The organism is Christiangramia sediminis (assembly GCF_020552705.1).
In the GTDB taxonomy this organism is placed as follows: Bacteria; Bacteroidota; Bacteroidia; order Flavobacteriales; family Flavobacteriaceae; genus Christiangramia; species Christiangramia sediminis.
In genome coordinates, this window is the sequence record NZ_JAJBZG010000001.1 from 574,971 (window position 1) to 595,666 (window position 20,696).

General features: G+C 37.2%; 19 protein-coding genes. 10 read left to right on the forward strand and 9 right to left on the reverse strand.

Going from position 1 to position 20,696, the window contains the following annotated elements; translation table 11 throughout:
- Nucleotides 1-4: 4 nt before the first annotated feature.
- The 8 genes from LGQ90_RS02790 to LGQ90_RS02825 all read right to left on the reverse strand — a co-directional run bounded on the left by LGQ90_RS02790 (nt 5) and on the right by LGQ90_RS02825 (nt 7,367).
- A complete protein-coding gene (locus tag LGQ90_RS02790; protein WP_229337896.1) occupies nt 5-799 on the reverse strand; it encodes an enoyl-ACP reductase FabI in 795 nt (264 codons plus the stop codon).
- On the reverse strand, nt 793-1,845 hold the full coding sequence (locus tag LGQ90_RS02795) for a type III polyketide synthase (RefSeq protein WP_229337898.1): 1,053 nt from the start codon (nt 1,843-1,845) through the stop codon (nt 793-795). The genes LGQ90_RS02790 and LGQ90_RS02795 overlap by 7 nt, the downstream gene beginning before the upstream one ends.
- A 9-nt stretch (nt 1,846-1,854) precedes the next feature.
- The gene (locus tag LGQ90_RS02800) at nt 1,855-2,571 is read right to left on the reverse strand and encodes a methyltransferase domain-containing protein (RefSeq protein ID WP_229337900.1); all 717 of its coding nucleotides are present in this window, start codon (nt 2,569-2,571) and stop codon (nt 1,855-1,857) included.
- Entirely contained in the window at nt 2,564-3,697 is a 1,134-nt protein-coding gene (locus LGQ90_RS02805; protein WP_229337902.1) for an NAD(P)/FAD-dependent oxidoreductase, read from the reverse strand. The genes LGQ90_RS02800 and LGQ90_RS02805 overlap by 8 nt, the downstream gene beginning before the upstream one ends.
- Nucleotides 3,698-3,773: 76 nt before the next feature.
- Nucleotides 3,774-4,481 (reverse strand): YiaD family glycine zipper/OmpA-like lipoprotein, encoded by a 708-nt coding sequence (locus LGQ90_RS02810; RefSeq protein ID WP_229337904.1) that lies wholly within the window; start codon nt 4,479-4,481, stop codon nt 3,774-3,776.
- Between the two features lie 23 nt (nt 4,482-4,504).
- Complete coding sequence (locus LGQ90_RS02815; protein WP_229337906.1) at nt 4,505-4,984, reverse strand: lipocalin family protein; 480 nt, start codon at nt 4,982-4,984, stop codon at nt 4,505-4,507.
- Nucleotides 4,985-5,067: 83 nt separating this feature from the next.
- Nucleotides 5,068-5,229: a DUF1328 family protein gene (locus LGQ90_RS02820; RefSeq protein WP_026934355.1), complete on the reverse strand. Its 162-nt coding sequence runs from the start codon at nt 5,227-5,229 to the stop codon at nt 5,068-5,070.
- 131 nt (nt 5,230-5,360) lie between these two features.
- Nucleotides 5,361-7,367 (reverse strand): alpha-ketoacid dehydrogenase subunit alpha/beta, encoded by a 2,007-nt coding sequence (locus tag LGQ90_RS02825; protein WP_229337908.1) that lies wholly within the window; start codon nt 7,365-7,367, stop codon nt 5,361-5,363.
- 128 nt (nt 7,368-7,495) lie between these two features.
- On the opposite strand from LGQ90_RS02825, the gene LGQ90_RS02830 reads away from it, so the two are divergent.
- The 9 genes from LGQ90_RS02830 to LGQ90_RS02870 all read left to right on the forward strand — a co-directional run bounded on the left by LGQ90_RS02830 (nt 7,496) and on the right by LGQ90_RS02870 (nt 17,742).
- The gene (locus LGQ90_RS02830; RefSeq protein WP_229337910.1) at nt 7,496-8,443 is read left to right on the forward strand and encodes an isopenicillin N synthase family dioxygenase; all 948 of its coding nucleotides are present in this window, start codon (nt 7,496-7,498) and stop codon (nt 8,441-8,443) included.
- A 5-nt stretch (nt 8,444-8,448) separates the two neighbouring features.
- A complete protein-coding gene (locus LGQ90_RS02835) occupies nt 8,449-8,805 on the forward strand; it encodes a translation initiation factor (protein ID WP_229337912.1) in 357 nt (118 codons plus the stop codon).
- Nucleotides 8,806-8,830: 25 nt separating this feature from the next.
- Complete coding sequence (locus LGQ90_RS02840) at nt 8,831-9,760, forward strand: DUF1835 domain-containing protein (RefSeq protein ID WP_229337914.1); 930 nt, start codon at nt 8,831-8,833, stop codon at nt 9,758-9,760.
- Nucleotide 9,761: 1 nt separating this feature from the next.
- Complete coding sequence (locus LGQ90_RS02845) at nt 9,762-10,631, forward strand: nucleoside phosphorylase (RefSeq protein WP_229337916.1); 870 nt, start codon at nt 9,762-9,764, stop codon at nt 10,629-10,631.
- Nucleotides 10,632-10,704: 73 nt separating this feature from the next.
- A complete protein-coding gene (gene ppk1, locus LGQ90_RS02850; RefSeq protein WP_229337918.1) occupies nt 10,705-12,759 on the forward strand; it encodes a polyphosphate kinase 1 in 2,055 nt (684 codons plus the stop codon).
- Nucleotides 12,756-13,607 carry a substrate-binding domain-containing protein gene (locus tag LGQ90_RS02855; protein ID WP_229337920.1) on the forward strand — a complete coding sequence of 284 codons (852 nt, stop codon included), beginning with the start codon at nt 12,756-12,758 and terminating at the stop codon, nt 13,605-13,607. The genes ppk1 and LGQ90_RS02855 overlap by 4 nt, the downstream gene beginning before the upstream one ends.
- 205 nt (nt 13,608-13,812) lie before the next feature.
- Entirely contained in the window at nt 13,813-15,474 is a 1,662-nt protein-coding gene (locus tag LGQ90_RS02860) for a hypothetical protein (protein ID WP_229337921.1), read from the forward strand.
- A gap of 187 nt (nt 15,475-15,661) precedes the next feature.
- Nucleotides 15,662-16,876 (forward strand): ScyD/ScyE family protein, encoded by a 1,215-nt coding sequence (locus LGQ90_RS02865; RefSeq protein ID WP_229337923.1) that lies wholly within the window; start codon nt 15,662-15,664, stop codon nt 16,874-16,876.
- Nucleotides 16,877-17,160: 284 nt separating this feature from the next.
- Nucleotides 17,161-17,742: a hypothetical protein gene (locus tag LGQ90_RS02870; RefSeq protein WP_229337925.1), complete on the forward strand. Its 582-nt coding sequence runs from the start codon at nt 17,161-17,163 to the stop codon at nt 17,740-17,742.
- Nucleotides 17,743-17,796: 54 nt separating this feature from the next.
- On the opposite strand, the gene LGQ90_RS02875 is transcribed toward LGQ90_RS02870, so the two are convergent.
- Nucleotides 17,797-18,462 carry a uracil-DNA glycosylase gene (locus tag LGQ90_RS02875; protein ID WP_229337927.1) on the reverse strand — a complete coding sequence of 222 codons (666 nt, stop codon included), beginning with the start codon at nt 18,460-18,462 and terminating at the stop codon, nt 17,797-17,799.
- Nucleotides 18,463-18,510: 48 nt separating this feature from the next.
- On the opposite strand from LGQ90_RS02875, the gene LGQ90_RS02880 reads away from it, so the two are divergent.
- On the forward strand, nt 18,511-20,694 hold the full coding sequence (locus tag LGQ90_RS02880) for an endonuclease MutS2 (RefSeq protein ID WP_229337929.1): 2,184 nt from the start codon (nt 18,511-18,513) through the stop codon (nt 20,692-20,694).
- The last annotated feature ends 2 nt before the right edge of the window (nt 20,695-20,696 follow it).

The following is a 20,696-nucleotide window of genomic DNA, read 5'->3' on the forward strand; positions in this document are numbered from 1 at the left end:
GAATTTACATTAAATGTTCCCCGCCATTCACAGGAATTATAGTTCCGGTGATCCAACTGGCTTCGTCCTTGCTTAAAAGGTAAACCACATTGGCTACATCATCTGGCACTGTTAATCTTCGAAACGGATTATGTTTCAAGGCATGAACTCTCAAAGTTTCATTCCCTGGGATCATTTGAAAAGAACGAGTAACGGTTATTCCTGCCTGAATACAATTTGCCCTGATTCCGTGGCCTGCAAATTCCAGGGCCATACTTCTGGTAAGCGCCTCTAATGTAACTTTCGCAGCAGAAACCGCTGCATAATTCTTCCAGGCTTTCTTATTTCCATCGCTGGTAAAAGAGATCACCCGGGCATCTTTAGAAAATAATTTATTGCGAAAAATCGCCTGTGTCCAGTCATACAAACTCAAAGCCATAGCATCTATGGTTAACTGAAAATCTAAATTTTCGAGCAGGTTATCATCCCCGGTCATTGGCTTTAGATTTCCTTTGGCGATACTATGAAGAAGTGTGCGTATTTTACCATTTTCACCCAGTACCTCCCTGATCTTCTCTACTAGTACTTCCCGACTTTCCTTTTTCACGGCATCGGCGTTAAAACTTTCAAATTTTACTCCAGAAGCTCTAATTTCATCAAAAGCTTCTTCTATATCTGGAATCTCACTTCGCCTGTCACGATGAATAATAATGATATTCATCCCGTGCTTAGCCAGTTTTTTAGCACTGGCGTACCCAAGGCCGCTACTTCCACCAAGAATAAGCGCCCAGTAATTCTGATCTTGAAAATCCTTTACCATTCTATTAAAATTCTTTGTGCCGAAAACCCGGGTCCAAAGCTTAGCATGACTCCCTGTTCCCCTTTCTGAATTTCTTTATTCAGAAATCTTTCCAAAACATAGAGCACTGTGGCACTACTCATATTACCGTAAAGACGTAAAACTTCCCGGGTATCGTCTATATTCTTTCCTAAGTTACCAAAAAGATCAGAAACAGTTTGCACAATTTTTCTACCGCCTGGATGAAATATCAAATGTTCTACTTTCTCAATAGATGATCCATGCTTTTCCAGAAATGGATGAATGATATCTGGAAAATGACTGGAAATCGTTTCGGGTACGGCTGGATCAAGGATCATTTGCAAGCCGTGATTAGTAAGATCGAATCCCATCATTTGGGTAGCATCATAAAAATGATACATTTCTTCTCCTATTATTGCAGGGCCTTCAGTATTTTCTTCAGAAGAAAGCAATACGCAGGCGGCCCCATCACCAAAGATAGCCGCGCTAACCATATTCGCCATACTAAAGTCATTCAGCTGAAAAGTGGCCGTAGGGCTTTCAACAGCTATTATTGCTGCTCGCTTCCCCGGATTGGATCTTAGAAAATTATACGCGTAAATCATTCCTGAAATTCCTGCCGCACAACCCATTTCGGTAACTGGAAGCCTGGTAATATCCTGTCTTAAATTCAGATCATTTATAAGGTAAGCGTCCAAAGAAGGGATCATTATCCCAGTGCAACTTACCGTGATTATATAATCCAGGGAATCGGCATTCCAATTAGAATTTCTCAATGCTTTTTCAAGAACATTCTTACCGAGTTTTTTTACCTCCCTTACATAAATATTGTTTTTATCTTCAAAGGAAGTCGCTGTAAAAACATCTTCTGGAGACATAATTGAATAGCGTTTATCTACTCCAGCACCTTCAAAAATTTTCAGGATCTTTCTTCTGAATCGTTCATCCTGATCTTCCAGCCAGTTTTCAACCAGGGGTAACACATCTTCTGTTTTTCTGAAATATTCAGGTAATTCCTTTTCAGCCCGCACAATTTTTACACTCATAAATTCCAATTATTCTTTTCTAATGATCCACTGATACCTGAAAGCCCATTTCCATGATATTTCATGATGTTTAGCAGTAACTTTTTCAGTGAAATCCTTAATTTCTTCTTTTTTGAATCCTCTCAGGATGGAAGTTAAACCATCTTTTCTGGCGATCTCATTATTTACAAAAACAGCACAAAAAGCCTGGAACAAAATATACGCAACACGATTTCTATGCAGATCATTTATGACCACACCCAATTTTGCCTGAACATATAGCTGATTTAACAGCTCTACAATTTGATTATCTTTAAAATGATGGAGGGTAAGTGTACAGAGAATTATATCAAACTCCATATTTTTAAAGTCTTCACTGAAAATATTAAGAGTTTTAAAATGTAAATTCCCATAATCCCTGGATAATTCTTCGGCGATCTCAATAGCGTGATGATTGGCATCAATTCCTGTCAATTCAAATTGATAGTCTTTTCTTTGTCCCAATTCAGCAATTTTCCTGAGTATTGCGGCATTTCCACAGCCTATATCTGCAATCCTGATTATTCTTGACTTCGATCTTTCTGCTAATAACTTTTCGATTCCATTAATGGTGATCTGGTTACCGCCCAGCCAGGCATTAATATTTTCCAGATCTTTTAAAGTTCTTCGTAATTCTTCCCCCTGAAGATCAAAACCATCCATGATCTCTGCCCTATCAGTACGCTGGGATGTGTCTATTCTAAACATGAATTCGTTTTCCGTGGGTTCGTCTAATTATGTGCGGTAATATTCCCGGAGCTTTACTAAAAAAGCTCTGAGAAATATCAGACAGTGATTTATTTAAAAGTATTTTCTGAAGCAATCTTCCGGCCTTTATCCTTGATCTAAAATGATGATTCCATTCCTCAATATACCTGTTTTCAATATCACTTCGGGTACAATTCTTTTTATCATAAAATTGAAGAATATTTTCTGAAGCAATTTTTGCGCTATGAATTGCCATGGCCATTCCATTTCCACATAATGGATGGATAAGACCCGCTGAATCACCGATCATAAGAATATGCTCCTCAATAAGTGATTTTTTATCGAAACTTACCTGGGCAATGCTCAATTCTTTATCAAATACCATTTCAGTATTATTAAAGAATTCATCTAAATGCGGATTTTTTCTTAAAACCTGTTCTTTATAATCCTGTGTATTCTTATAATTTTTAAAGCTATTGTATGTAGCGAGATAGCAGACATTAATAGTATTCAATTCTGTTTTTGAAAGTCCGCAATACCCCCCGTTGAAATTATGCAGGGATACCAGGTCATCTGGATAAAAATCAGATGTAGTTTTGTAATGTGCTTTTACCGCCAGCCATCCCGATTGATCCTGAATAAAATTTCTCTTCAATTTCTTATCGAGATTTGATCTTTTACCGTAGGCACCTAATACAAATTCGGAAGAGATAATTTCTCCTTCAGAAGTAGTGATTAAAAATTGCCCATTCTTATAAACGACCTCTGTAACTAAAGAATTGATGATGATACAACCCGCGCTTTTCGCCTTCTGAAATAAAAAATGATCCAGTGAATACCGGCTTATACCAATGCCTCCCATTTCCAGCTGACAACTGATGATATTTCCTGAAATTGAAGAATACTCCATCTTATCGATCCCGGGTGGTTTTATACTCTCTAAATCGATTTCCAAAGAATGTAAATAAGGAATAATCTCCCGGGATAAATACTCCCCGCAAACTTTATGATGAGGATAGCTCTCTTTTTCCACAAGAAGAACTTTAATGCCTTTTCCGCATAAATGAATGGCCGCAGTTAAACCGGCCAGCCCGCCACCAATAATAATTACCTGGGTATTTTGCACTTTATGAAGTTACTTAAAAGAATAAAAAAATCCCGGAATAACCCGGGATTCTTATAAAATCTATTTAAAAAATAAATTAGTTCTCATTATTCTGCTTTTCAGCTTCTTGTTTGGCCTGCTCTTTAAGCTCTTCGTTAGCAACGATCGCAAGTTCTACTCTTCGGTTCTTTGAACGGCCTTCGGCAGTAGAATTATCATATTTAGGTTGCGATTCACCATACCATTTTGTTGTAAACCTACCTCTGTCTATTCCTGCATCTACAAGATACCCGGTAACAGCCTGTGCTCTGTTCTTAGAAAGAGTAAGATTGTAACTATCACTTCCCGTGTTATCGGTATGTCCTTCTACAAGAACATTTGAGTTAGGATATTCTTTGAAGATATCGGCAAGTTTGTTAAGTGTAGTTTGAGATTTTGAGTTGATATTATACTTTTCAGTATCAAAATAAACCCCGCTGGATTCGTCAAAGGTCACATTGATCCCTTCACCTACTCTTTCAACTTCAGCTCCCGGAATTTCTTCTTCTATTTGTTTGGCCTGCTTATCCATACGGTCACCAATGATCGCACCGGCAGCACCACCAACTACTCCACCAATAATAGAACCGAGAGCAGTATTACCATCTCCGGTATTATTACCAATTACTCCACCAATAACGGCACCACCTGTAGCGCCAATTACGGCTCCTTTTTGTTTGTTATTCGCATTTTTTGTCGCTTCACAACCAAATAAAAGGCTGGATACCACTAAAATTGCGAACATTTTATTAAAAACTGTCTTCATAGCTATTCTATTTACTTTATTTATTATTTAGAAAAATTCATTCTTATGGTGAATGGAGAACCATCTAAACTTACTGTTTGCTCCCATACCATATTGGTATCAGATAAACTTTTAAGACTCAATCTAAATCCCTGGTTACCGGTAGTAGATTTATAATCATCATTAGTTGGCTTCAGAAGAAAGTCATATACCCCTGCAGGTGTATTCTCTTCATCTATAGACCAAATAAAATAATTGGTCCCTCCGTCGCAGCCTACACCACTTACCGTATAAGTTCCACGATTGTTATTGGAAACGAAATCCCAGGTACTGTTTTCAAAACAGGAAGCAGAGGCTTCATTGAATAGAGTTACATTAAAATCTCCGGGATTATTAGGATAAGTGATACTGGTAAGTGTCCAGTCTCCATCAAAAGTTTTACGGGCTTCTTTAGCCACTTTACTGGTTCCACCGCAGGAAGCTATTAATGCTGCTACGGTAAATAAAATTAAATATTTTTTCATTGTAGATTTGATTTAAACTAAAAATCCAATGTGTATTACATATTACATAAGTACACATTGGATGATATAAGTTGATTTTTATATTATCTTCTGAAAAGTCTGCTTAAAAGTGAAATCACCAATAATACAAGGAAAATGTAGAAAATAATCTTTGCAATGTCTGCAGCTCCTTCCGCAACACCACCGAATCCAAAGATAGCGGCTATGATCGCGATGATCAGAAAAATAACGATTAAACGTACCATAATTTATTAATTTAATTGATTAGTCAAATCTAAATTACAGCAGTGATAGTCCGTCAACAAAAGATTATTAATAATTTAACAGTGAATTTGTTAAGAATTCTTAATTAGTTAGGCCTTATTTTAAAAGCTTATTAATATTCTATTAAATACTTCAATTTTGCCCTGAATCTATCCTGAGGCAAATACTGTTTTTCAAGATTTTCAGCAAACGGAATTGGAGTATCCATGCTTCCTACCCGCATTACCGGGGCATCAAGACTTTCAAAGCAGTTTTCAGAAATTTGAGCGGCTATTTCTGAAGCAAAACTTCCAAATTGCGAATCCTCAGTTAGAATGATACATTTTCCAGTCTTGGTGACCGATTCACAAAGAGCATCTAAATCTAAAGGCTGAAGACTTCTAAGGTCAATAAGGTCTGCGTTATGATACTTCATATCCTCAAGAATCTCTAATGCCCAATTTACTCCTGCACCATAAGTAATAATACTAACTTCCCCACCTTCTTTTATTCTGGCAGCTTTTCCGAATGGAATGGTATAATAATCTACAGGCACTTCCTGTCTTATACTTCTGTAAAGGCCTTTATGTTCAAAGAATAACACGGGGTTTGGATCATTAAAAGCGGTATTTAGCAAACCTTTTGCATCATAAGGAAAGGCCGGATAAATAACCTTTAAACCCGGTACCTTGGTAAACCATGCTTCATTCGTTTGGCTGTGAAAAGGTCCTGCACCAACTCCACCCCCACAGGGCATTCTGATAACAACATCGGCATTCTGATCCCATCTGTATTTCACTTTGGCAAGGTAATTTACAATGGGATTGAACCCGGAAGTCACAAAGTCACTGAACTGCATTTCTACCATCGCTTTCATTCCATTGATAGAAAGTCCCATGGCAGCTCCGACGATGGCCGATTCACAAATGGGCGTATTGCGAATTCTATCTTTCCCAAATTCTTCGGCAAAGCCTTCCGTAATTTTAAAAACACCGCCATAATCTGCAATATCCTGCCCCATAAGAACAAGGTTCTCATGCTTTTCTACTGAAGATCTTAATGCTTCAGAAATAGCATCTATAAAACGAATATTCTGAGTGTTTTCTGAAAACTTAAAATCCTCATATACAAACTTTTCAAATACGTCATTTAATTCATTAGTTGAGTTTGATTGTATTGGTTCTTCAGCAAAAGCTATCTTTAAATTCTCCTCAATTTCAGTTAGGATCTCTGTACGAAATTGTAATTGCAGGTCTTCTGTTAGAATATTCTTTTCAAATAAATATTGTTCAAAGTTGATTAGGGGATCCTTTTGTTGCCATTCATCCATCAATTCCTGGGGAACGTATTTGGTCCCACTAGCCTCTTCATGCCCCCGCATTCTGAAGGTCTTAAATTCAACCAGCACTGGTCGGGGTTGCTGCCTGATACTTTCTGCCAATTCAGAGATCTTTGTGTAAACATCCAGAATATTATTTCCGTCTATGATATGAGATTCCATTCCGTAGCCAACACCTCTGTCTGCAAGATCTTTACATCTATATTGTTCCAGCGTTGGAGTAGACAAACCATATCCATTATTTTCAATACAAAAAAGCACCGGTAGATCCCAAACCGAAGCAATATTGAGCGCTTCGTGAAAGTCCCCTTCGCTGGTCCCTCCCTCTCCGGAAAAAACTGCCGTAACTTTCTGCTCGTTTTTAAGTTTATGAGCCAGTGCGATTCCGTCAGCCACACCAAGTTGCGGACCTAAATGCGATATCATGCCGACGATTTTGTATTCCTGGGTTCCAAAATGAAAACTGCGATCTCTACCTTTAGTGAAACCTGAAGCCTTTCCCTGCCACTGAGAAAATAATCGATTTAATGGAATATCCCTGCTCGTGAACACCCCCAGGTTTCTATGCATGGGTAGAATATATTCGTCCGTTGTTAAAGACTTTGTAACCCCAACCGAAATGGCTTCCTGCCCAATTCCACTAAACCATTTGGAGATCTTCCCCTGCCTAAGCAAAATAAGCATCTTCTCCTCTATCATTCTGGGCTTAAGCATAGACCTGTAAAGGTCAAGTAAAGTATCATTTGATAAGTGAGTTTCTTTATATTCCACTGCCTGAGCTTTGGTGTTATTTGAAAGCATAAAAAAAGTTTATATCCCAAATGTAACCAAATTTCTATATGCTAAGAAAAATATAAACGAACGGCATATCCCTTAATTTTACTTAACTTTGTCTGTTACCATATAACATAATACTGCTAAAAATGGCAATGAATAATATACCTAGCGTAGATCTGGCCGATTTTTTATCGGATGACCCAAAACGCAAACAAAAGTTCGTCAACGAGATTGGAAAAGCTTATGAAGAAATTGGTTTTGTAGCTTTAAAAAATCACTTTTTAAGCGATGAGCTCGTGGAAGAACTCTACAAAGAAGTAAAATCATTTTTTGAACTTCCGTTAGAAACTAAACAGAAATATGAAATAGATGGCCTTGCCGGACAGAGAGGATATATTTCTTTTGGTAAAGAACATGCTAAAGGAAAAAAGGAAGGAGATCTTAAGGAATTCTGGCATTTTGGTCAGGAGCCTTCAGAAGATGCAAAGCTTACCGAAGAATACCCTGAAAATGTACAGGTTGAAGAACTTAAAGATTTCAACCATACAGGAATGGAAGCATACAGAATGCTGGAGAAAACAGGGATTTATGTTTTACGAGCACTAGCGTTATATATTGGTCTTGAAGAACATTATTTTGATCACTGGGCCAGTAATGGAAATAGCATTTTAAGGCCTATTCACTATCCTCCTATTAAGGAAGAGCCGAAAGGTGCCGTTAGAGCGGGTGCTCACGGAGACATCAATTTAATCACATTATTAATGGGAGCTTCCACCGGAGGACTTCAGGTTTTAAGAAAAGATGGTGAATGGATAGATGCTATTCCTCAGGAAGATGAGCTGGTAATTAATGTAGGCGATATGCTGGAAAGGCATACCAACAATAAATTAAGGTCTACAATTCATCGTGTGATCAATCCACCCAAAGAACAGTGGGATCAACCGAGGTATTCAATACCTTTCTTTATGCACCCCAGAAGTGAAATGAAACTTGATTGTCTTGAAGAGTGTATAGATGAAGATCATCCAAAGCAATATGAAGATATTACTGCTGGAGAATTTCTTCATCAGCGTCTTGTTGAGATTGGACTTGCAAAATAAATATTATGGCAAAAAAGAAATTAGGCCTTGAAGATCTGGGAGGTTTCGTTTTTTCCACCAATGATGATTTTGACGAATCTGAATATGCTAACGGAGAATCCCAGGAAGAAATCGCTCCAAAAGATCAGCAACTCGAAGCTCATTTCAGTAATAAGGGCCGTGGTGGAAAAACCGTGACCATTATTAAAGGTTATGAAGGACCTGATGAAGATCTTATTGTTTTAGGCAAGATGCTGAAGAAAAAATGTGGTGTGGGAGGATCTACTAAAGACGGAGAGATCATTATTCAGGGTGATGACAGAGAGAAAATAATGAAGATTCTTAAGAAAGAAGGATATAATGTAAAGCGTGTTGGGGGTTAACTAACACGTTTTTTTATACTATAAAATGGAAAATAGAACCCTACACATTGTTAATGGTGATAGCCTGGCTGAGCAGATGCAGGAATTGAATCTGCCCGGAGAGATCATTGTTTGGAGAGAATTGCTGTGTGAGGGACCTACCCAGAAAGAAATCAATTCTGATTTTTTTAAATTACGAAAGAAATTTCTTCTGAAGACCTATAATATTTCCGCAGAGAATTATGAAGATCGTTTTATTTCTGAAATAAAGAGGTTAAGATCTTTAAAGGATTATAACAATGTGGTCCTTTGGTTTGACTTTGACCTGTTCTGCCATATTAATATGCTGGCAGCAATAAGCCTACTGGCAGATAAACATGGGGAGATCCCCATTTCATTAGTTTGTAGTAAGAAGTTGAAAGGTGAAAAGGAATTGCAGGCCTTATCTCATTTAAGCCAGAAAGAATTAGAAAATCATTACAGGAATAGTATTCAGCTAAATACTGAAGATATTGAAACAGCCATTCTTATCTGGGAATTGTATTGTGGAAATAATCCATTAAAACTGAAACCTCAGATCAAGGTAAACACTAACTTTGAATATCTATCCAGCTGTATTAGAGCACATATAGAAAGATTTCCAAATAGTATTACCGGGATCAATTCATTAGAAAGAAATATACTTCGGCTTATAGAAAATCAGGATATCAAGAACGAAAATCATCTCCTGGGATATGCTTTGCAATACCAGGGATATTATGGTTATAGTGATGACCAAATACAAAGACTTATCACTAAGTTATCTATTTTCTATGAAAAAAATGAAGACAAGATCGTGCTTTCCGAAAAAGGAAAACTGGTACTTGAAGGCAAAAAGAATTTTTACAGAGACTTAAAAAACGAGGACTATTTTGGTGGAACCAAAATGTATGATTTCCTCTATGAATCTGAATCTCACCGATTATTAAAATTATAGAATGAGTTTAGAAGCTTCAGAATTGATCCTCAACGAGGATGGATCTATTTATCATCTTGGTTTATTACCTGAAGAATTAGCAAACACCATAATAACGGTGGGCGATCCTGCCAGAGTTCCTAAAATTAGTGCTCATTTTGATTCTATTGAGATCAAGAAACAAAAGAGAGAATTTTGTACCCATACCGGCGTCTACAAAGGCAAGAAAATTACCGTAATGTCAACTGGAATGGGGACTGATAATATTGATATTGCCCTTACTGAGTTGGATGCACTGGTAAATATAGATCTGAAAGCAAAGAAGATCAAAAACAAATTGACCAGTCTTGATATTATAAGAATTGGAACCACAGGTTCTATAAGAAAGGAAATTCCCGTAGGGAGTTATATTCTTAGTGAATTTGCTCTTGGTTTTGATGGTCTTATGCATTATTACAAAGATGATTCATTCTTAAGAAAAGATATAGCCGAAGCGTTTGTTGAACAAACTGGTTGGTCTACAAAAAAAGCATTCCCCTATGTGGTGGAAGGCGGAAAGGAATTAATAAACAAATTGAGTTCAGATAAGACCATACAAGGCTTTACGGGAACCAATGTTGGATTTTACGGGCCCCAGGGAAGAGTTTTAAGGGCTGAAGTGCCAGACCCTGAGATGAATGATAAAATTGCCGCTTTTGCATATAAGAGATATTCAGTTACGAATTTGGAAATGGAAACTTCAGGCATCTACGGAATTTCTAAATTACTGGGGCACAATGCCGCTTCTATGAATCTTGTCCTGGCCAATCGGGCTACCGGTGAATTTCTGGAAAATGCCTCAGAGATGATGGAGGAACTCATCCTCTATACTCTTGATAAGATTGTGCAGTAAGGTCCTTATTTAACAATATATTAAAAGCAAAGCATGCGCTGCTTTGTATTTTTGATGAAACAATCTACAATCCATGCAGCAACCTAATGAAGACCGATTTAGACACCGAGATCTAAACTGGTTAAGTTTTAATGAGAGGGTTCTTCAGGAAGCCGCAGATAAGATCAATCCTTTATATGAAAGGATGAAGTTTCTGGCCATATTTTCCTCCAATCTTGATGAGTATTTCAGGGTAAGAGTATCTCAATTGCGCCAGATGAAGCGGGTAAAGAAAAGTATTCGTAAAAAACTTGCTCTTCGCCCATCTAAGATCACCAAACAAATTATTCAGGAGGTAAAAAATCAACAGAACGATTTTGGAGATATTTATAAAAATCACATTATTCCTGAACTGGCTGGAAATGGAATTCATATAAGAGATGCTAAACATTATAGCAAGACTCATAAAAAATTTGTAGAATCTTTTTTTAAGGATAAAGTTGAGCAGCATATAGAACCTATTGTGCTGGATCTTAAAAAAGAAAATGAGCTCTTCCTCAAAAATTCAGTACTCTATTTCCTCGTTACCTTTAAAAATGAAGATAAACTGGCAGTAGTAAATATTCCGGTGGAAGAATGCGGAAGGTTTGTAATGATGGAAGATGTGCAGGATGAACATAATATCACTTATCTGGATGAGATTGTTCGGCATGAGGCTTTTAAGATCTTTCCCGAAAATGATATTACCGGTATCTATGAAATAAAACTCTCTCGTGACGCTGAACTTTATATAGATGATATTTATGAAGGTGTACTTTCTGAAAAGATCTACAAATCTTTAGAACAGAGAACTGACGGGCAACCCACCAGACTCTTGTATGATGCTAAAATGCCCAAGGAAATTCAGAAGAAAATCAGAAAGCTTTTGAAGCTTGGAAAAATAGATATGATGCCAGGTGGACAGTATCATAATTTTAAAGATTTTTTCTCCTTTCCAGATCCAACCAATAACAAGAAATTGCATTTTAAGAAGTTGCCCGCACTTCCGCATAAGACCCTGGATAAGAGCAAAAATTACTTCAAGGCTATTGCCGAAAAAGATCAGTCCTTACATTTTCCCTATATGTCTTTTGCCTATGTGGAAAGATTTGTAGAGATGGCTGCTGTAGATAAAGACGTTACCGAAATAAGTATTTCACTTTACCGGGTAGCTGATGAGTCTGAATTGACAAATTCGCTCATGAAAGCCCTGGATAACGGCAAAAGAGTTACTGTTTTTGTGGAAGCCAAGGCGAGATTTGATGAAGAGAACAACATTAGCTGGGGAAGAAAATTTGAAGAAAAAGGAGCGAACGTTATTTACAGTTATCCAAAGGTAAAAGTACATTCCAAGATCATGCTTATATGCCGACAGGAAGGCGACGTAAATATGCGCTATGCTTATATAGGAACAGGTAATTTTAATGCCGAAACATCTGCGATCTATTGCGATCATGCAATTTTTACAGCAAATAAATACATAACCAAAGAACTTCAAAGATTATTCAAAGTTCTGGAAGGCGAGCTTCTTATTCCAAGAGAAAAAAATCTTCTAATTTCTCCATTTTCAACAAGACAGGAATTTATCAAGCTCATCTATAATGAGATCGAGAATGCGAGGGAAGGAAAAAAGGCAAAGATCACGGCTAAAATGAACAGCCTTGAGGATGAAGAAATGATCGAACTTTTATATAAGGCCAGTAATGCAGGGGTAGAGATAAGAATGCTTATACGTGGATTTACCTGTCTTATTCCCGGTATAAAAGGGATGAGTGAAAATATTTATATTACCAGTGTGGTAGACAGGTTTCTTGAACATGGCCGTATCTACCTTTTTGAAAATGGTGGCGAGGAGCTGATGTTCTACGGAAGTGCAGACTGGATGAATAGGAACCTGAATAGAAGGATCGAGGTTATCTCTCCGGTGCTCGATGAGGATATTAAACAGGAGTTTAAAGATATTCTCAATATTCAGCTAAATGATAATGTAAAAGCACGAATTCAGGATCCTGAGGAAAGTAACATGTATGTGAAACGAAAAGATGGAGAAAAGGAAATCCGTTCGCAGTACGAGATCTATAATTACCTGAAGAAAAAGCATAAGTCATGAAAACGATCAAAGTAGGTGGTGTTCCGGAACATTTTAATCTTCCATGGCATCGCTGTATAGAACAAAACAAATTCCAGGAGAAAGATATAAATGTTGAATGGATCGAGTTTCCAGAAGGTACCGGTGCCATGTGTAAAGCTTTACGTTCAAAAGAAATTGATGCCGCGGTTATTCTTACGGAAGGCGTAATTCGTGATATTATTAACGGCAATAAAAGCAAGATCATCCAGACTTATATTGCGAGTCCTTTAATTTGGGGAATACACGTAGATGCAGCTTCTCCTTTTAAAAATATTCAGGATCTTGAAAATACCAAAGCTGCCATAAGTCGTAAAGGCAGCGGATCACATTTAATGGCCTATGTGAATGCGGAACATATGGACTGGAATACTGAAGAACTTCAGTTCGAGGTCATAAATAACCTCGAAGGAGCAATTGAAGCCCTTAAAAATGATACCGCCCAGTATTTCATGTGGGAACATTTTACAACCAAACCACTTGTAGACAATAAGACCTTTAGATTAATTGCCGACTGCCCTACTCCATGGCCATGTTTTGTTATAGCGGCAAATGAAAATAGCATTAATACTAAGCCTGAAGCACTTAAAACTATGCTCGAGGTTTTGAATTCTGAAACCAGCAATTTTAAACTTCAGAAAAATATAGATGTGGAACTTTCCGAAAGATATCAGCAAAAGCTGGAAGATATAAGAAAGTGGTTAGATCATACAAGATGGAGCCAGGAACAGATAAGTCTGGAAGACCTGGAAAAAGTTCAGCAGAAACTTCTTGAACTTAAGCTTGTAGAAAAGAAAAAAAGTCCAGACCACCTAACTCACACTTTTTAGACTTTCCTGGAATTTATATACAACATTCTAGTTTTCAGTATTTTATAATATATATTTTCATATACTTTGTATATTTGCAAGTATATTTCTCCAGCCTGATATAGTCTACCTGTATTTTAGCTGATCCCCCCTTGTATTAATCCCCAATCGCCAGTTCTTAAATTGAATTGCCCCAGGCAGTTTGTAAAATTTCAAAATAAGGGATATGAAGGCGAAATTAGTATTAATAATAGTGTGTTTAATAGTTTCAGGCTTTAGTGCAGAAGCCCAGATATTAAAAAAACTAAAAAAAACGGTCGAAAAAACTACCGAGAAGGTATTACTGAAAAAGACAGAACAAAAAACTGAGCAGGTAGTTGAAAATTCTATTGATTCTGTCATAAATCCGGATGCAGAAAATTCTTCTAATGGGAATCCAAACCCAAATAGTAAAGATCCCAATGCTAATAAAGCAAAACTTATAAATACCGAAGCGAAACGTGCATTTTATACCTCAGATGTGGTGGTTTTAACTTCTGATAGTAAAGGAAAAGGAAGTGAATATTACTTTGACAGTGATGAAATTGCCGCTCGTGGTGAAGCTCCAAATAATGATAATTCCATTTTTATAGATAGCGAAGGTTTTCAATATGGGTACAATGAAAGTAAAGCACGTTGGGAGAAAACAGGTCTTTTTAAGTCTGATGCCATGGCTTTTATGATGCCCATGATGTCGATGGGATTACTTAAACTTCCTGCTGAACCTACCTTAGATGCTACTGAAAAATTGAAAGATCAGGGGTTAAACCTAAATACATTTCAAATAGTTGAGTGGGCCTTTATCTACAAACCGGAACACTTCCGTTCAGAAGAATATACAGAGACCACAGGGCCTTGTCCTGGCGGAGGAACCTGTCCGAAGTTTTTATATAATGATCCTGAATATAAAGGTTCCTGGGTAATGTTCGATAAACAGGGCCGGTTATCAGAGATTTACGCGAATGTAAATACCCAGCAGGCGAAAGGAGATGGAACCTATAAATTTAAATATGAACCGGTCACGGTTCATGTTCCTTCTGCAGTGGAAGTAAAACAGCCATTTCAGGATCTTTTTGCAAAAGGCCTGGATGCAGATCCCAATAGTTCAAACTCCGGAAGTCGTGTTTCAGAAAGTAATAAAAGCTCGGGCAGTTCAAGCAATACTACACCTACTTCTGATCCCAATGAAAAAATCGCCAGCATAGACCCTGATAATGTATTAAGCTTTCCGGGGGTTACTGCCATTCTTGAAGCTCAAGGCACAAAAGTGACCTTTATGCTGAATACTGAAACCATGGCCATGAAGATGGATCTTAATGATCCTAAAATGAAACCAATTTACTTTGACAGGCATAACTATATGTACATGGAGAATGATGATGGCTGCATTAAAGCCAAACTTGATCTGAATAAAGCCTTTGCTCAAATGGAAGAAGGATTAAAAGATAAGACAATGACTGCTGGAATGGATATGGAAAAAATAAGATCAGATTATTACAAGAATAACTTCGGGATGAAGGGATCGCCTGCAAATGTTACACCCATTGCCGGATGGGCCTATCTGTATAATCCTGAATTCCTGGAAGCCCAGGGCGAATTTGAAAAAAGTAACGTTGCCTGTGATGGAGGTTCCTGCCAGAAGTATGTAATGTCTAACGGAAAGGGAAAAGGAAGTTTTGTATTATTTGACCAATATGGAAGGTTAAAGAAAATTTATTCTACCGAGGCCAAGGGAGGAAGTGTTACCTACTCCTATCCATCCCATAGTGATCTTAAAATTCCGGAATTTAGTAATTGTCAGTTTATAGATATCAATGAAAATATTATAGGGAAAATGATGGGAGGATAGAAAATTAAATATTTGACTTCCTGGAAATATGGCCCATAGCATTTTTATGAAATCTTAAACTTACAATTTTGTCCCATCTCAGCATAAGAATAGTGATCCTACTCTTGCAATTTTTTATATAGAAAATCTAATAGACTAATACAGTATTAAAGGATCCATTATTAATGTTTAACCAAAATTTGATATTATGAAAAATTCAAACCAACAACCAATCAATCTTAGATCAATCTATCAGTTACTTTTAAGTTTTTTATTGTTTTTTATTGTTTCGTGTGAAAAAGAGACCAGTGAGTATACTGGTAAAGTAGCAGACCTCAAGGCCAATAAGACTATGGATGCAGGTCCTTACGAATTTCCAGGAGGTCTCGTATTTGACATTTCAGCAACTCCAGACGGAAGTATTATGGTTGGACTGAATGAATTTTCAGGTGAAAGGAGTATTAAACTTATAAAAAACGGAGAGATCTCTACTATGATTGGTTTAGATGTAGCCACTGATGTACAGGGAGTAGAATCTATTGGTGCTGGGAATGCTTTTTTTACTACCGCAGGAACAGACCTTGCCGCCACGGGAGAATTATATAGAGCATCGAAGGGTAGAGTTAGGATGGTTGCAGATCTGGCTAAATTTGAAAGAGATAACGATCCAGATGCCTTTGAAGGTCTGCAATGGAAAAATCAACAATGTGAAGAAGAATTTACTGATAATGGGGACTTAGTTTTTTCTGCTGGTCCACAAAATAATCCATACAAGCTAACGGCTTTTGATGGGGAAACAGCAATTGTTGCAGACGCTGCAGGGAATACTGTACTTCAGGCAACCATTGAGGGAGATGTAGATTGGAAAGCTATTTTAACACCTCCCTTAAACCCTGAAGGCGAATGGATGCAATTATTTGAAACCACTGATGGTAATGAGGATATTACTTGCTATGTTCAACCCGTACCAACTTCTGTTGCCATTGGAGATGATGGTTATGTCTATGTAGGTGAATTAACCGGTGCAACCCCAGAAGGATTGCCTGTTGGCCTTTCCCGGGTCTGGAAAATGCCTGCCGATGGTTCTAATATGGTTTGCTCTGAAATTGATGGTTCTTCAGAATGCAACGTACTAATTGGGGGATTAACTTCAGTAATTGATCTTGAAATAGGACCTGATGGTCTTCTCTATGTAGTTCAATTTGATTCCAACAGTTGGTTATCATCTGTAGTTTCTTCTATTCCATGGGCTGGTGGTTCGATCATTGCTATTAATACTGAAACAGGACAGGTTGAAAATGAAGTAGCAACCGGACTGGTTTATCCTGGAGCTATCACTTTTGACAAAAAAGGCAAGCTTTGGGTATTAGAAAATAAATTATTTATCGGAGAGTCGGCAATTGTAAGGATGCTCGATTATTAGTGATATTTAGTTCTAAAAAATTAAGGCCGGTATCTTAACCGGTCTTTTTTATGCACTTAAATCCATAATACAAGAAAATTGGGATGTCATTATAATTAAAAGTAGGACCCAAATCGAATTAAATATATTTAATAAAATATAATCTGGAAATCAAATAGTTATATAATTCATCTTTGAATATAAAGTTTTCACCCAGACTTTATAGGGTATTTTTTAGCCTTAAACGATAGTTTTTGATTTGATTAATTCTATTTTTGATCGAGAAATCAAAAAACGATTAATCAATGAAAAAATTATTACTCCCCGCATTCATCTTGCTTTTTTGTTTTAATGTCCAGGCTCAACAAGAAGATGAGGATGGAGAAAGAAACAAAGAAACCGGATTTTTGAAGGATGAAAATTTAGGTAAAAATGAACTAAGTATTAACGCATTAACACTTATTGCCGTTGGAGCCTTAGATATAAGTTATGAACGCAATATAAATGAAGATTCAAGTTGGAGCACAGAATTTTGGGTTCAGTTTAATGAAGAAATCGCAGATGAATTCTATCGTGATATTGCCATTACAGGAAAATACAAACATTTTTTTAGTTCTAATTATGCTCGTGGCTTCTATGTACATGCTTTCGGAATGATCTCCAATGGTGATTACGGCGAAGAATTATATTATGTTGGCGATCAGCTGGTAGAACAAGAAGAGATGAAATTTACAGATTTTGCACTAGGTTTTGGAATTGGTGGAAAACTAATTTCTTCCGGTGGTTTTAAAGCCGATTTTAGTGGAGGTATCGGAAGAAATCTATTTAATTCAAACTCACCTACAATTGTAGGCCAGATAATGGTAAACCTAGGATACAGGTTTTAATACCTAAAATTATAAAAAGTAAAAGCCGACTCAATTTCTAGTCGGCTTTTTTTACTACCAATATATTTCATTTTTACCATTTGCCCTCAAATATTCATTTGCCTTGCTGAAATGACTGTTGCCAAACCAATAACCTCTATTTGCGCTTAAGGGTGAAGGGTGACCGCTAGTCAATATCAAATGTTTTGATTCATCTATTAGTTTAGCTTTTTTCTTCGCGTATCCACCCCAAAGTAGGAACACCACATTTTCTTTTTCTTCGGAAATTGTTTGAATCACATGATCGGTAAAAATTTCCCAGCCCTTATTTTGATGAGAGCCAGCCTGATGAGCCCTTACCGTAAGCGTTGCATTTAAGAGTAAAACTCCCTGATCTGCCCATCGCTCCAGGTTTCCCGTTGCAGGAAGTGGTTTAGCAAGATCATTTTCTATTTCCTTAAAAATATTAATTAAGGAAGGCGGAAAAGTAATTCCGTCTTTAACCGAAAAACACAAGCCATTGGCCTGGCCTATCCCATGATAGGGATCCTGCCCAAGGATCACTACTTTCGTATCTTCAAATTTTGAATGCTCAAAAGCCGCAAAAATATCCGGGCCCGGAGGAAAACATTTATGTTCAGAATATTCCTGCTTAACGAAGTCTATAAGCTTATTAAAATAATCTTTTCCAAATTCTGGTTCCAGCTGTTTATTCCAGCTTTGATCTATTCTTACGTTCATAGGAAATTAAGTAACTTTGCAAAGCCTCAAAAGTAGGGAAAAATTGATATGATTAAAATTAGTTCCAGGAGTCTTGATGATCTTGAGTTTCCGGTGGTATGTGACCAAATTAGCGAATTATGCATTACCGGTCAGGGAAAGGAAAAAGCCCTAAGCATTCAACCTTATTCAAATTATAAAAAAACGGTATTCGGTCTTAACCAAACCAAGGAATATGTTGCATCAAAAACGGTGGATCAGCCTATTCCCAATCATGGTTTTGATTCCATTCAGCAGGAAATAAAATTACTGGGAATTGAAGGTTCTGTGGTTGAAATCAGCGGATTTCGAAAAATAGCCTCTATTACCGAAACTGTAAACTCACATTTAAAGTATTTCAGGAAATTCCAGGAAAATTATCCCGCTTTATCTGAAACGGTTTCTCATATAGAATTCGATCTGAGCCTAACCGATAAGATTAACGGAATTATAGACCGGTTTGGGGAAATGAAAGATGATGCTTCTCCCCTTCTTCAGAATTTGAGAAGATCCATTAATTCTGTAAAAGGTAAAATAAACTCAAGTTTTAATTCTGCACTTACTACCTATCAATCCTACGGATATCTTGATGATATAAAAGAAAGTGTGGTAGAAAATGTTCGGGTTCTGGCTGTAAGCTCTATGCACCGCCGTAAGGTAAAAGGCGGAATTATGGGGAATTCAAAAACCGGAAGTATTGTTTATATCCAACCGGAAGCGACTTACCAGTTTACCCGGGAGCTTAATAATCTAGAATACGAACAAAAGGAAGAGGTAAAAAGAATCCTGAAAGCATTAACGGAATTTTCCAGGCCTTATCGCGAGATCCTTATAGAATATCAGGATTTGCTAAGCGATATGGACGTGATCGCTGCAAAAGCTAAATATGCGGAAAAAATAAACGGTATCCTGCCCAAGATCACCAAAGAAAGAGAACTTCATATTCAGGAAGCTTATCACCCTTTACTTTATTTAAGTAACAAGAAAAAAGGTGAAAAGACTTTTCCGCAGAGTATCGAATTAATGCCCGATAACCGAATTATGGTCATTTCTGGACCTAATGCCGGCGGAAAGAGTATCACCCTTAAAACAGTGGGTCTGTTACAGGTGATGCTTCAAAGCGGGATACTTATTCCTGTTCACGAATATAGCCGTATGTGCATTTTTAAAAAAGTGTTAACCGATATTGGAGATAATCAGTCTATCGAAAATCACCTGAGCACCTATAGCTACCGATTAAAAAACATGAATTACTTCCTGAGGAAATGTGACGATAAAACCTTATTTCTGATAGATGAATTTGGTACAGGAAGTGATCCTGAATTAGGTGGTGCCCTGGCCGAAACTTTTCTCGAAGTCTTTTATGAAAAAGGTTCCTATGGAATTTTGACCACGCATTATGCAAATCTCAAGAAGCTGGCCAATGAACTGCCGGAAATGAGCAATGCCAATATGATGTTTGATAATACAACACTGGAACCTATTTATAAACTTCAGGTTGGGGAAGCGGGTAGCTCTTTTACTTTTGAAGTAGCCCAGAAAAACGGAATTCCCTATAGTCTCATCAATCGCTCAAAAAAGAAAGTGGAACGAGGTAAAATACGTTTTGACCGTAGTATTGCCAAACTTCAGAAAGAAAGGTCTGTACTTAGAAAAACTACCGATTCTCTAAAAGAAAAAGAAGAAAAAGCAGCTGCTCAAAAGGATAAACTTGAAGAAGTGAATTCTAAAGTTCAGCAGAAACTGGAGAATTATCAGGAGCTGTACGATTCTAATCAGAGGCTTATCTATTTAGGGCAGAAAGTGAATGATCTAAGCGAAAAATACTTCAGCAATAAAAAGAAAAAGGAACTTATAGGCGAATTTCTTAAGCTGGTGGAAATTGAAAATTCCAAACGAAAAAAAGAAAGTGTCAAAGAACAGAAGCAGAAAAAAGCAAAAGAAAGACAATTAAAGCAGGAAGTTCAGAAGAAAATAAAACCTATCAGGGAAAAGAAAAAAGAAGAAAAAAAGAAAGCCGAACAGATCAAAAAAGAGGAGGCAAATAAGCCAAAAGCCCAGCTTAAAATTGGTGATCGCGTTCGGTTGGAAGATGGTAAGGCAGTTGGTTCTATAGATAGTATAGAGAAAGGCAAAGCCATTGTAAATTATGGTATTTTTACAACTTCGGTTGGACTGGAACAACTTGAACTTGTCCAGGCTGCTAAAAAATAAGA

Bases quoted from the DNA above. Each gene is read 5' to 3' on its own strand.
- LGQ90_RS02870 (WP_229337925.1), top strand. From the start codon at position 17,161: ATGAAAAAATTATTACTCCCCGCATTCATCTTGCTTTTTTGTTTTAAT.
- LGQ90_RS02865 (WP_229337923.1), top strand. From the start codon at position 15,662: ATGAAAAATTCAAACCAACAACCAATCAATCTTAGATCAATCTATCAG.
- LGQ90_RS02845 (WP_229337916.1), top strand. From the start codon at position 9,762: ATGAGTTTAGAAGCTTCAGAATTGATCCTCAACGAGGATGGATCTATT.
- LGQ90_RS02815 (WP_229337906.1), bottom strand. From the start codon at position 4,984: ATGAAAAAATATTTAATTTTATTTACCGTAGCAGCATTAATAGCTTCC.
- LGQ90_RS02855 (WP_229337920.1), top strand. From the start codon at position 12,756: ATGAAAACGATCAAAGTAGGTGGTGTTCCGGAACATTTTAATCTTCCA.
- LGQ90_RS02860 (WP_229337921.1), top strand. From the start codon at position 13,813: ATGAAGGCGAAATTAGTATTAATAATAGTGTGTTTAATAGTTTCAGGC.
- LGQ90_RS02810 (WP_229337904.1), bottom strand. From the start codon at position 4,481: ATGAAGACAGTTTTTAATAAAATGTTCGCAATTTTAGTGGTATCCAGC.
- LGQ90_RS02800 (WP_229337900.1), bottom strand. From the start codon at position 2,571: ATGTTTAGAATAGACACATCCCAGCGTACTGATAGGGCAGAGATCATG.
- ppk1 (WP_229337918.1), top strand. From the start codon at position 10,705: ATGCAGCAACCTAATGAAGACCGATTTAGACACCGAGATCTAAACTGG.
- LGQ90_RS02835 (WP_229337912.1), top strand. From the start codon at position 8,449: ATGGCAAAAAAGAAATTAGGCCTTGAAGATCTGGGAGGTTTCGTTTTT.
- LGQ90_RS02795 (WP_229337898.1), bottom strand. From the start codon at position 1,845: ATGAGTGTAAAAATTGTGCGGGCTGAAAAGGAATTACCTGAATATTTC.
- LGQ90_RS02840 (WP_229337914.1), top strand. From the start codon at position 8,831: ATGGAAAATAGAACCCTACACATTGTTAATGGTGATAGCCTGGCTGAG.
- LGQ90_RS02825 (WP_229337908.1), bottom strand. From the start codon at position 7,367: ATGCTTTCAAATAACACCAAAGCTCAGGCAGTGGAATATAAAGAAACT.
- LGQ90_RS02875 (WP_229337927.1), bottom strand. From the start codon at position 18,462: ATGAACGTAAGAATAGATCAAAGCTGGAATAAACAGCTGGAACCAGAA.
- LGQ90_RS02790 (WP_229337896.1), bottom strand. From the start codon at position 799: ATGGTAAAGGATTTTCAAGATCAGAATTACTGGGCGCTTATTCTTGGT.
- LGQ90_RS02830 (WP_229337910.1), top strand. From the start codon at position 7,496: ATGAATAATATACCTAGCGTAGATCTGGCCGATTTTTTATCGGATGAC.
- LGQ90_RS02880 (WP_229337929.1), top strand. From the start codon at position 18,511: ATGATTAAAATTAGTTCCAGGAGTCTTGATGATCTTGAGTTTCCGGTG.
- LGQ90_RS02820 (WP_026934355.1), bottom strand. From the start codon at position 5,229: ATGGTACGTTTAATCGTTATTTTTCTGATCATCGCGATCATAGCCGCT.